This window comes from Pontiella desulfatans (assembly GCF_900890425.1).
Lineage (GTDB): Bacteria > Verrucomicrobiota > Kiritimatiellia > Kiritimatiellales > Pontiellaceae > Pontiella > Pontiella desulfatans.
Genome location: NZ_CAAHFG010000001.1, coordinates 2,433,078 through 2,445,952, shown reverse-complemented (window position 1 = coordinate 2,445,952; position 12,875 = coordinate 2,433,078). Strand labels below are relative to the sequence as shown.

Annotated in this window: 6 protein-coding genes and 1 pseudogene; all 7 read left to right on the top strand. The window is 57.0% G+C overall.

The features are described 5' to 3' along the window. Positions 1-127 precede the first annotated feature (127 nt). Positions 128-2,386 (top strand): hypothetical protein, encoded by a 2,259-nt coding sequence (locus E9954_RS08735; protein ID WP_136078801.1) that lies wholly within the window; start codon positions 128-130, stop codon positions 2,384-2,386. 137 nt (positions 2,387-2,523) lie between these two features. Further along, positions 2,524-3,273 (top strand): hypothetical protein, encoded by a 750-nt coding sequence (locus E9954_RS08730; RefSeq protein WP_136078800.1) that lies wholly within the window; start codon positions 2,524-2,526, stop codon positions 3,271-3,273. A 243-nt stretch (positions 3,274-3,516) separates the two neighbouring features. Beyond that, a complete protein-coding gene (locus E9954_RS08725; protein ID WP_136078799.1) occupies positions 3,517-7,593 on the top strand; it encodes a sulfatase-like hydrolase/transferase in 4,077 nt (1,358 codons plus the stop codon). 11 nt (positions 7,594-7,604) lie between these two features. Beyond that, positions 7,605-10,739, top strand: a complete 3,135-nt coding sequence (locus E9954_RS33000) for a sulfatase family protein (RefSeq protein ID WP_222847117.1) — start codon at positions 7,605-7,607, stop codon at positions 10,737-10,739. Between the two features lie 163 nt (positions 10,740-10,902). Then, positions 10,903-11,004 (top strand): annotated as a pseudogene (locus tag E9954_RS33650) (family 43 glycosylhydrolase); the annotation flags it as partial. Between the two features lie 252 nt (positions 11,005-11,256). Continuing rightward, complete coding sequence (locus tag E9954_RS08710; protein WP_136078798.1) at positions 11,257-11,484, top strand: hypothetical protein; 228 nt, start codon at positions 11,257-11,259, stop codon at positions 11,482-11,484. Continuing rightward, complete coding sequence (locus E9954_RS08705; protein WP_136078797.1) at positions 11,481-12,836, top strand: sulfatase family protein; 1,356 nt, start codon at positions 11,481-11,483, stop codon at positions 12,834-12,836. Before E9954_RS08710 ends, E9954_RS08705 begins: the two co-directional genes overlap by 4 nt. Positions 12,837-12,875: the final 39 nt, after the last annotated feature.

The following is a 12,875-nucleotide window of genomic DNA, read 5'->3' as shown; positions in this document are numbered from 1 at the left end:
TCCAAAATACCCTTTTCAGGCGATTGGCAAAAATCGCGGTCAGTGGGATTTTATTAGCTACTGGTTCAAAGGATGTTGAACGTTTGCCAGTACGGCAGTGTATGAAAACCAAAAATGGAGAGATGAAATGAAAAAAACAGGATGGGCACTAGTATGCAGTATCGCCATTGCGTCGGGAGCACACGCGGCACCGACGATCGGGCTGGTGGGCGATGGCGACAACTTCGATGAAGAGTATGCCGCAGCGCGAGGTTTCCGCTCAACCGGAGAACCAAAAAGTTTCGACCTCAACTTGGATAATGTCTACGGCTCGCACGGCTATTTCTTTTTCGGGAATGGCAGCTCCGAGCTGATCAACAACCAGCCTTTCTCCGTACATACTGCGGATCTACCGGACTGGGTGACCAGTGTTGACGCCGGCAGCAACTTTACCTCGACTGCCGTATACGACTATACCCCAACCGATGACCCGACCGCGCCGCCGAACACCGATACGGTGGATTGGAACTCTGGTATGGCCGTTGCTCTTGGGAGCGGTGCGAGCAACTGGACCGAGATCGTAACCTTTTCAATCGACAGCGGCGCCCCGGGCACGTTCCGCCTTGGCCTGATGACCGGGAATGAAGGCTCCACGGATGGTCGCTGGTCGCCGATCGGGCTACGCCTGTCGGTCGGTGGCGGAACCGCGGTGGCCGTCACCAACCTGGAGGACTTCCCCGCGGGCAGTGATGGCGTCGGCATGGTCTTTTTCGATATTACCACCGATGGATCGGGCGGTACCTTCTCCGTTGAAGGCCAGCAGCGTTTGGCGACCCAGGGGTCGTCGCTTGCCGGGATGACCTTTGATGAAACCACCGCGGTCACGTTCCCTGGCGGTGCAATCAAGCTGGATCAGGATTCCCTCTCGTTTGACGTGGTTGCCCCCGAAATGACGACCAACAACATCATTAATGCCGTGTATCTTGAGGGCCTGTCCGCGAGCAATGTTGAACTTATTTCAGCGGTGGCGGATGCCGGATTCAGTGCATCCAATGTCAGCGGCACGCTGCTGGGTACGGCTAATACGAATAAAGCCATCACGGTCACCTTCGACAACACGTCCATCGGCCTTGCCAACGGCGAGTCCACGAATTCCACGCTGGTGGTCACCTGGACTGAAGCGGGTTCAGGCGTAACCAACACTTCGGAAGCGGCGTTAAACGCAACCTACATTAATGAGCCCAGTAGTGTTTCAGTGGCTCCGACTTCGCTCTCGCTGACGTTGGAAGATCCGGCCACGAGCACTAACGGTTCGGTTATTGCAACCTATATCGAAGGTACGATCTCTGCGGATGTGGAAATTGTTTCCATAGTGGCAACGAATGGTTTCAGCGTTGCTCCGGACAGCTTTACTCTGAGTTCGGGCACAACAACTCAAGAGGTCGTCGTGACGTATACGAATGACGGTTCGCTGGCTGCTCATGGGGATACTGCAGATGCTACGGTGGTCATCTCTTGGACCGAAACCGGATCCGGCATAACGAATACCGCAGATCTGGCCGTGGATGTCATCTTTAATAAAGCCGCCGAGATGACTAAGGAGTGGACTATTGGCATCGACTTTGGATCAACCACTCCGGCAGGAGCAACGGTCTTTAACCAAATGGGTCCGTATGGTGGCAACAACACGACCCCTGGAGTTGCTGCCGATGCCGCCATCACGAACAGTTCACTTGTCGATATCGAGAATGCTCCCGTGTCAGGCGTTGAATTCATCTTGCAGAATGCCGGTCAAATTGCCTGGGATTATGGCTTAGGCGGCGTAGGGGAACTCGGTACGGATGGTGACGGAGCACTGATCACCAATGCGTCGGTGTTCGCTGACGCCCTTATTTGTAACGATGCTTCCGGCAGGATTTTAACGGCGGGTGTTGATTTTATGTATTTCACCTTCACCGGTTTGGATGACTCGCTGGTGTACGACCTTTCCGCCGGCTTTGATCGTGACAACGCAAACTTCGATGTTCTTTGGAGTGCCGATGGACAATCAGCCCAAACCGCCAATACCGGTGCTGCCGGGGCTGGTTATGTAAATCTGACCGGTCTGGGTACGGACGGCAGCGGCAATCTGGTAATTTCAGCAACCGGTGTTGGTGCCGCTGCTCATATTACCGTAGGTGCAATGACACTGACCGCATTTTCGGCTGGATCAACGGAGCCTCCGGTGATTAGCGCTTCCGTTTCCGGCGGATCACTCATCATGTCTTGGGATACTGGCGGCTCCTACAACGTGCTGACCAATGCCGACCTAGTGTACCCGAATTGGGGCGTGGCAACAAACGCACCTTCGCCGGTTACCATTTCCATCGGAGACGAAACCCAGTTCTTCTACAAGCTGAGTAACTAAGCGTTTGGAGGGAGGGCCGCAAGGCCCTCCGTGTGGCGCGATCGCGCCATATGACAAAATTTCAGATTGTGGCAGAATACACGGTCAAATCAGGTAAGGCGTGAGGCTTTACCTGATAAGAAAAAAAGGAAAACAAAATGAAAAAAACAATGGGAATAGTGTTGGGGCTGGGACTCGCGGTTGCGGCTCAGGCAGCCATCATTGAAGGGCAGATCATCGGTATTGACTTCGGCGCTAGTAATGCTGTCGGTGCAGTGCAATTCAACGTAATCGGAGGGGCTGGCGGTAATAATACGACGCTCGGATATGCTGCCGATGGCATTGTTACGGATAATACCCTGATTGATATCACGGGTGCTGCTGTGACCGGCGTAGGTTTTAGCTGGCAGAATGCCGATCAGATTGCCTGGGATTTTGGTTTGGCTGCAGCAACGGACTCGGCTGACGGAATCGTAGGTGATGGCACCCTGATGTCCGATGTTTCCGTATACGGCGACGCAATCATTTGCAACGATGCTAGCGGCAGGACATTGTCTGCAGGGGTGGATTTTATGTATTTCACTTTTACTGGCCTCGATAACAGCCTTACTTACAACCTTTCGGCGGGTTTTGATAACGGCAACGCAAACTTTAATCAAACCTTTGCTGCTGATGGGCAATCCGTGACGACAGGTGTTGACGGTTCAGGTGGAGGTTTTGCGAGCTTGACGGGGCTCTCTACTGATGGATCCGGCAACTTGTTGATTTCGTTAACGGGTGTTGAAAGTGCTGCTCACATTACGATAGCCGGCATGACGCTGCAGGCCATCCCGGAACCGGGAACGCTGGGTCTGGTTGCGGCCTTCGGTGGAGCGGTTCTGTTTATTCGCCGCCGGTTTATGCTGTAAGCATTCTTTTGCCGAATGTAAAAGCCGCCTGTTTTTTATGGGGCGGCTTTTTTTGTGGGGGGAGGGGAGCGAAGCGATAAATGCAGGATCGTTTCATACGTGCTCTCCTGGGACGGGAAGCCAGCACGTAGTGCAGGCTTTACCGGTAGAGCCTCCACTACGTGGTGGCTCCCCCCGCACGTTAAGCAACATCCGGGCTGAACAAAACGATTCACGCATGAAGCAATGCTTCAGGAGTAAACGATGAAACAAATCATAGCCATGCTATCGGGGTTGGGGGTCGCAGGTGCGGCCCTGGCGGGAATTTCCGTGGGGCAAACCATTGAAATTGATTTCGGGACCGATTCCTCGGCGTTGAATGCATACACGGATGTGGTGATTTCAAATGGGGTCACCGAGTCCTTTATCGGAACCTTGAAGGACACGACCGGCGCCGATGTCGCCGGTGTGGGCTTCAGTGTAGAGAACAAGACGGGCGACGATTCGGGGGAGGCCGCTTCGACCGACCGGCTGCTTTCAAACGACAGCGCCAGCACCGGTCGGCTGACGGACGGTACGGTCGATCCTCTTACGCGAGGGCATTTCGTTCTGACCTTCTCGGGGCTTGATCCGGCCCTGGCGTATGATCTTACGGGGGGATACGACAACGATAACGACAACTTCAACGCCATCTGGCAGGCCGATGGGCAAAGCTATACCACGGATTCAGATGGCGGTACCGGTTATGGCACGTTGACCGGTCTTAAAACCGATGGCAGCAGCAATCTGGTGATCTATGTGATCCGCGAAAATGACGCTTCGCATGCCACTATTGGAGACCTGGCGCTAGCTGCCTTCACGCCGCCGTTGCCGCCGATCGAGCCGGGCGATGTGATCCGGGTGGACTTCGGGACAACCGTTCCGGGCGGCAACTACAACGTCATTCACAGCGGCAACCTATCCATCAGCAATCTCATCCTCTTTTCGGATGGTTCCGCCGTGGATGTTGGCCTGGAGGTGACATCGACCAACCCGTACGACAATATCAACAATGTGGCATCGACGGCCGGGCTGCTCCATATCGATGCAACAAACGCCGAGGTTTATGCCGACGGCTTCCTGAGTGCGGATGCCAGCGCAGCCGATAGCGTTACACTATCCTTCACCGGTCTGGATGACAGCCTGTACTATTACCTTTCCGGCGGGCTTTCCCGCAGCTCGAGCCCGGAAAATTTTTCAACCACCTGGTCTGTTCCCGGTGTCAGCTCTCAAATCGCCGATGGCACCGAGGGCAATGGCTATGTTGAGTTTTTCAGTCTGATGTCTTCGGGGGGTACGCTGACGGTAACGCTTACGGACAATGTCCGGCAGTCCGGCCTGGCTCAGCTGGCGCTGGTGGCCACGGATGTCCCGCCGGAGACCGAGCTTCCGCCTGCGCCGGAACTTCCCGAAGACGTAACCGTGTTTTTTAACCCCACCGCTTCGGAAGCCGTTGCAACGATTGACAAGCTTGATGCGGTGACGATCGGCGGCCGCTGGGAGGCCTCGTTGTCCGATACGCGCCGGTTTGATGAAAACATTGGCGGCTTCCTTTATCTGATGGACGGGGCTTCGGCTCAGGGCGATTTCGTGGAGCTGGTTTTGGATGGTGGTGGCCTCGGTTTTTCCGCCACCGACGTAGCGATCGGTTTTGAGATGTTGGCCGCCCGCGCTTCCGCAACCGCAGGCGACAAGCACACCACGCTGACCGGATATGACGGCACGAACGAAATCTTCCGCCTGAAGGTTGATTCGAACTCCGACAACACATTGAACACCGTAACCGTGACCACCGATGACGGCGATGAATCCATGGGTTTTGTTCCGTTGCGCTGGATTACGGAAAACTCCGGCCCGCCCTCCGGCCTGCAGGATTTCCGGATTGTGCTCTCCGGTACCAACATCTCTTTCAGCGGGTCGAGCCTGACGGAGCAGGAGGGCCCCGTGCTCAATTCATCGCAAACCCTCACTTCGCTGCGTTGGGAAATCACCGGAGCCGCAACCGATAACCAGGGCTTCTGGCTCGATGATATCCGGATTTGGGACGGCCTGCCGACCGCCCCGCGCGACCCGACCGATAAGCCGAACATTATTTTTGTCCTGATGGACGACATGGGTTTCAGCGATATCAGCTGCTATGGGGCGACCAAACTGGACACGCCCAACCTCGATGCCATGGCGGCGGATGGACTGCGGTTCACCACCTTCCTTTCGGCCGCGAATGTCTGTTCGCCCTCGCGGGCGGCGTTCCTGACCGGTGCCTATGCGCAGCGCTGCGGCATCCCCATGGCCGTGAATGAACCCTTCCAGAATCATTGGTTTCTGGGACTTGATCCGGATGAGATCACGATTGCTGAACAATGCCGGAGCCAGGGCTACAAAACGTTTATGATCGGGAAATGGCATCTGGGTACGGAGGACGTTTTCCTTCCCTTCAACCAGGGGTTCGACCGCTGGCTGGGAACCTGGGGGAACGGCGGCGAAGTCTACGATGACAATGAGGTCATTTATTCCACATTCCCGGAAACGATCCTGACCTCCCTCTACACGCAACGCGTCCGGGAGCATATTCGCGAAAACAGGGATCGGCCGTTTTTCATCTATTATCCGCATAACTATCCGCACACGCCTTTTAGCGAGGGGAATGCCTTTGACGGTTCCACCGGTAGCGGGGAACGCTCCGATGTGCTCAAGGAAGTGGACTGGGGCATGGGCCAGATGGTTGCTGAGCTGGAGGCCCAGGGCATTCTGGAAAACACCATGATCGTCTTTTCGTCGGACAACGGCGCGGTGCCGCCATCCAATTATGCCAACGCGCCCTTCCGCGGTTCCAAATACGTCACCTGGGAGGGCGGGCACCGGGTTCCGTTCATCGTATATTGGAAAGGCCAGGTGCAGACGCCGGCGGTGCTGGATGCTCCGCAGGTCTGGGCGATGGATCTGTTCCCGACCGTGAGCGAGCTGGTCGGGGCGGAGGTTCCGGACGACCGGGTCTATGACGGAACCAGCCTGGTGCCGCTGCTGACCGATGATGAGATCGACCGAGACGCGGATGAGCCTTTCTACTACTACACCGGCGACAACCTGCAGTGTGTCCGTTCCGGCGATTGGAAACTGCATGTTCCGCGCACCGAATATCAATTGCCTTGGTGGGATCAGATCAAGCCGCCGCCATCAACCTATAGCCTCTACGATCTGTCGACGGATGTGCATGAGGATACGGATGTTTCGGCCGCAAATCCGGATATCGTGGCGGCCTTGAGCAACCTGGCGGAGAGCATTGTCCTTGAACTCGGCAACCCGGATCCAGCGACGGGAATCATGGTTTGGGGTAGCGGCCAGCGGGGAACCGGTACGCTGTTTCCCGAGGTTCCGACCATCGTCAATAACGAGTCGGACTATAGCTATGTCCCGGACTGGAATACGCTGACGGCTGCCGAAAAAGGGCGGGGCGCAACGCGTCAGGGCATGGGCGGCGTGGTCGATGCGGCGAATGAGTTTATCAACGGCTCCGTATTGCCGTATGGTTGGGACTATCTGGAAGCCTCGGCACCCATCGGCGGCTCCGAGGCGGCGATGACCTTCAACACGGTGGTCGGATCGGAAGGCAACACCGGCTTTGCCGGAAGCGGTGCCGCCGCATTGATCGGCAGTGCCGATGCGGGAAGCTACGTCATTGATTCGGCGAACACCGCCAATAACGGTGTCGTGGGAACAGACCTGCTGGTGGTTCCCGGCGATGGGTATGTGATCGTCCGTTATACCATCGAGGAGAATGATGTTTCCTTTGGAAAGACCAGCGCCACCATCAGCGGAAGCTTCCGCGACCTCGTCGGCGGCACGTCGGACGACTCCGTAAGCGTACAGGTTTTCCATAATGACACGGAGCTGTTTTTGGCAACGGGTTCCGCCGGACGGTTGTTGCTGGCGGACGGTAGCTTCAACCTCACCAATGTGACTGCGACTGCAGGCGACACGATCAGCTTTGTGGTTGGAAGCAACGGCAGCATCGATGGCGACGAGATCGCTTTGCGTGCTTCGCTTGGGTTTGAGGTCAGTGCGGATCCCGCCGCGCATGCCGCAACCATTGGATCGGGGACTTTTTTCCCCGACGGAACGGCCATGCTGCAGTTTAGCGGGACGCCGGGGCAGGGCTACTGCATCGAACAGACTTCTGATCTTACCGCTTCCAATGGTTGGAACGTGGTCGACGAGCTACCCTATCTTCCGACCTCGCCTTATGGCGTGCACGTAGATGTCTCGGAAGAGCAGGGCTTCTGGAGAATCGAACTGCGGGAGTAATCATAAACTTTATGAAAAAAATCATCAGATTCCTGGCGACGGCGTGTCTGGCGCTGACGGTAGGTGTGCGGGCGGAAGTTGTGACGCTTGATTTTACGACCGCTTCGGCTTCGGGGCCGTTTCCGGGAAACGATCAATCGAGCTATACCTATGATGATTACGATCTGTATGGAAATGGGGCGCTGACGCTGGATATCACGGTGGCCGTCGTCGGCGGGGCAACGCTCGATCAACGCGAGCAGGGGTGGGGCTCCAATGGTTCCAACAGCGGTCGGCTAGACTTCGGCGAGGCCTTGACGTTTTCCTTTTCCGACCTCGGAGGTTCCGCCGCCGGCAGTGTCACCGGGTTTACCTTCGTGGGTTTCGTTGCAGAGGTTGCCGATACAGCCTACACCATTACCGCGGACGATCTCATTGCCGTGAACGGAGTCAGCCTTGCCGGCAGGGATCAGGCCGACTCTACTGGTTTGGTTGATGATTTGACTTGGGTGGGTAATGCCGACGCCCAGGAGGGATATGATCTGGAGGATGGTTTTACGGGGAATACTTCCGCTCTGACCATTGGTGCCACCGGCTCCTTCTCCGTTGCAGTCGTTGACGTCCCGGCCGCCACCGACAACTGGGACAGCATGCGCGTGGCGGGTTTCCAGGTGGAGGTGTTGCCGGCGACAAACCAGATGCCTCAACCCATTACGAACGGGACGGTGCTGGGCATCGATTTCGGTGTTGCCGACGGTTCGGCGGCTGCCGACAACTGGAACGTGGTCTCAACCACCGCATCCGGAAGCTTTGCGGCAGACACGATGGTCGACACGGCAGGCAACACCCTTGAGGGCATTAGTTTTTCATGGACGGCCGCAACGGATGATTCGACGGCTCCGGATCTCATGGCCGGTACGCCTGCATTTCCAGACACTGCCCTGGATGATGCACTGCTCTCCAGCGTGGGGCTGACCGACGGCGACGGCGGCACATCCGACGGCACATTCACACTCATCTTTGCCGGGCTGGATACAAACCTGTCCTACGACATCACGCTGGGGCAGGCGAACACGGCCACGGGCGGAAACACCGACACCGCCTGGACGATCGGGGAGCGGACTTTCAACGCTTCGCCCGTCGAAATTGGCGCCTCCGCGTATGTGACGTTCGAGGCGGTGGGCAGTCCGGCTGGGGAAATCGTCATTACCTCGTTTCCCATTGATGGCGGGATGGATATTTCGGCCATTGCCGCTTTGCAACTCACCGCGACCACCAACAATCCATGGGCGCCGCCTCCACCGGGGCCACCGTCCCATTACGACGACTGGGCCGGTCGCCATGGGTTGACCAATACGCTGTACCGTCCAAGCCAGGATGCCGACGGCGACCGTGCAGGCAATGCCTATGAATGGGCCACGGGATCGAACCCGACCAATCCCGCTTCCCGCCATCCGTTCGTTCTGGATGGAAGCTCGATTGTGTTCAAACGCAATACCAACGCCATGGACATGGTCTACTATCTCCAGTCGATCACGGATCTGACGGCGTCCAATGCTTGGAAAACTTTGGCGACCAATCAAGCGGGTGTCTGGAATCCGCCGGACGTTGTTGCGGAAATAGGAACGAACAATCCGGTTGACGTGACCGTTCCGGTTGATATGAGCGGCGAGTCCGAGTTTTACCGCCTGGGGCTGGAGTGGAAGAATCCCAACATCATTATCATTTATGCCGACGACCTGGGCTACGGCGACCTCGGTTGCTACGGCGCCACCAAGGTGCAGACCCCCAACATTGATCGCCTGGCCACGGAGGGGCGCAGGTTTACCGACGCCCATTCGGCGTCCGCCGTCTGCACGCCGTCGCGCCTGGGCATGCTGACCGGCGACTATCCTTTCCGCCATAATATTTGGGGGCCTGCCGCCACGTCGGCTTCGCTGATGGTTCCGGTGGGCAGGACAACCGTTCCTTCCATGCTGAAATCCGAAGGCTACGAAACGGCCATCATTGGAAAGTGGCACCTGGGCTTCGGGTACTCCGGACCCGACTGGAACGGCGACCTGAAACCCGGCCCGCTGGAGGTGGGCTTCGATTCCTATTTCGGTGTCCCCAAGGTTAACAGCGGGGTGCCCTATGTATTCGTCGAAAACCATCGGGTGGTGGGTCTTGATCCCGCCGATCCGCTGGTGGCCAGCGGCCAGGCGACCAATGTGTTGTATTATCCCCTGAAAACCATGACCGGAATGTCCGGCGGCGAGGCCGCCCACCTGCTGTACCGCGACTATGATCTCGGCAACCAGTGGGCGGCGAGGGCAACACAGTGGATCGAGGAACATCAGGATCATCCCTTTTTCCTCTATCTGCCGACCACGCAGATCCACCATCCCTTTACACCGGATCCGCGCTGGATCGGCACCAGCCAGTGCGGGCTTTACGGCGACTTTATCCACGAGTTCGACTGGATTGTCGGTCAGGTGATGGACACGCTCGATGCGCTGGGGCTGGCTGAAAACACGTTGATCATCGTGACGAGCGACAACGGCGGCATGCTCAATGGCGACGGCAATACGGTTGAGGGCGGAAAGACGGCATGGAACGCCGGCCATAAACAAAACGGCGATCTGCTGGGCTGGAAGTTCGGCGTCTGGGAAGGCGGGCACCGCATTCCGCTGATTGCCCGCTGGCCGGGTAAAATCGAAGCGGGCAGCATTTCCGGTGAACTGATGAGCTCGGTCGATTTCCTGGCCACCTTTGCCGCCATCACCGGCCGCGGATTGGAAGAGGGTGAGGGGCTTGACAGCTTTAACATGCTGCCCGCCTTCCTGGGCAATCCCGCTGCTCCAATTCGCGACACCCTGCTGTTGCAACCCAGATACGATTCCGGTGTCAGTTTCCGCAAGGGCAACTGGATGTACATTCCCCGGCGCGGCGATGCGGGATTTGGCGGAGACCAGGGCGGCCCGGGTGCCGTGGCCTGGACGGGGCTTGAAAACAGCGATATCGATGAAAATGGAAACTATGTTGCCGGTGCGCCCACCACCCAGCTCTACGATCTGGAAAATGACCTGTCGCAGACGGTCAATGTGGTAACGAACTATCCCGACATCGCAACCACCATGGCCGATGAGCTGACGGCTATTAGAAGCGGCGGCCAAACCCGCCCGTAACGGATGGAGAAGAGCCTTCGCTGGAGAATACCCTTTTCAGGCTATGGCGTATAATGGGGATGTAATGGTACTTTGTTTGTTTGGTAAAAGGTGTACTGAAGCTCTCTATACGAGTGGTTTTAGGGAAAGGAGAACAGATTTATAGGTTAGGTTTGAGTTTGTTGATCCCAGCGACGTGATCAAGGTCGGCGACCTCTACGATTTTTGGCACTCAAAAGGAACGATTTTCCCCGGCTATAATGCGACCGTTTGGTATGCCACCTCACCCATGTGACCGTGACTGAAGACGACATGATCCGTTTCGTGGTCGGACGCAACGGCGGTGGCGGCGGTGGAGATGAGCCGGCTTTCAAGGTCTAGATGCATTTTAGCGGGACGCCGGGGCTGGGGTACTGTATTGGAAATACTTCAAACCTTGCGGACAGCAACAGCCGGGATCCCTTTCTTCCGGCTTCGCCATACAGCGATTATGTCGATGCATCCGAAGGTCAAGGCTTTTGGCGGATCGGCTGGTTGAATGAATCGCAGCGTCAGTGATAATTTTATTGGGAATGGAAAATCCGGCACCAATGGGGAGCGCAACGAAGCCGCAGTGGGCCCAGCCTGTCCAGACGGAGGTCCCGAGGCGGAAGAAGAGTGGAATAAAGATTTTAACTTGGAGGCGAATCCATCCAAGATACGCGTTGGTCGGGATGGTGATGCGAAAAGTGATTGGGCTGTGCATAAGATGAAAGGATTCAGATGAAACGGATTGTAGGGTTGGGATTATGTTTGCTTCTGGGGGGTGTCACCCATGCGGCGACGAAGAAACCGAATATTGTTGTGGTGATTGCCGATGATATGGGTTGGGGCGATTCCGGAACCTTTGGCAACGAGCTGATTCAGACGCCGAACATGGACCGGTTGGCGGCGCAAGGGGTGAAGCTGACCCAGTGCTATTCCGCCTGCGGTGTTTGTTCGCCTTCGCGCTCCGCCATCCTCACCGGCCGTACGCCGTACCGCAACGGGGTCTACCGCCATCTCTCCGGAAATGGCCAGGCGCACCTCCGCGCCAGCGAAATCACCTATCCGGAGCTGTTGAAAGGCATTGGCTACGAAACCTGCCACGTCGGGAAATGGCACCTGCTTTCGAAGAACCAGTTCAACAAGCCGGAATTCCCCCAGCCCGGGGAGCATGGCTACGACTATTGGTTCTACACCCAGAACAACGCCGAACCCAGCCACAAAAACCCGGCCAACTTTGTCCGCAACGGCGAACCGCTCGGCGAGCTGCAAGGTTATTCCGCCCCGCTGGTGGCAGGGGAGGCCGTGCATTGGCTCAAGGATCTCCACGATCCGAAAAAACCGTTTGCGCTGACCGTCTGGTTTCATGAACCGCATTCGCCGATCGCCACCGATCCGCGTTTCGAGGCGCTCTACAAGGGGCATGAAAACAGCAAGTATATGGGGAACATCACCCAGATGGACCATGGGCTTGGCATGATTCTCGATGCGCTCGACCAGGCCGGGGTGAGCGATGATACCCTGGTGTATTTCTCTTCCGACAACGGTCCGGTTCCCGCATACGGCGGTTCGAGCGGCGGTCTGCGCGGGAACAAGCGCAGCGAATACGAAGGCGGCATCCGCGTTCCGGGGTTGGCGCGCTGGCCCGGAAACATCAAACCCGGCTCCGTCAGCGATGTGCCGGTGATCGGAAGCGATGTCTTCTCCACCGTGCTCGCCATCACCGGCCTGCCGTTGCCGAAGGATCGCACGATCGACGGCGTCAACATGCTTCCCGCATTGCAGGGCAAGCCGGTTGAACGCAAAATCCCCATGTTCTGGCGCACGCATGTTTCCGGCCCGAATGAACGGGTTGCCATGCGGGTCGGCGATTGGAAGATGATCGCCGACGAGACGCTGACGAAGTTCCAACTCTACGAAGTCCAGAAGGATTGGAAGGAAGAAAACGATCTGGCAACCAAGATGCCCGAAAAGACGGAGGAGATGAAACGCATTCTCCTCAAGCTTTGGGCGGATATTGAAAAGGAAGGCCCCCGGGAGTGGTGGGAGAGCGAACGTCAGAAACCATCAAGAGGCGGCAAGCTAAGTTATTAGAACCGGACTGTGGAATAGGAGTTTTAGGATGAAATGGAA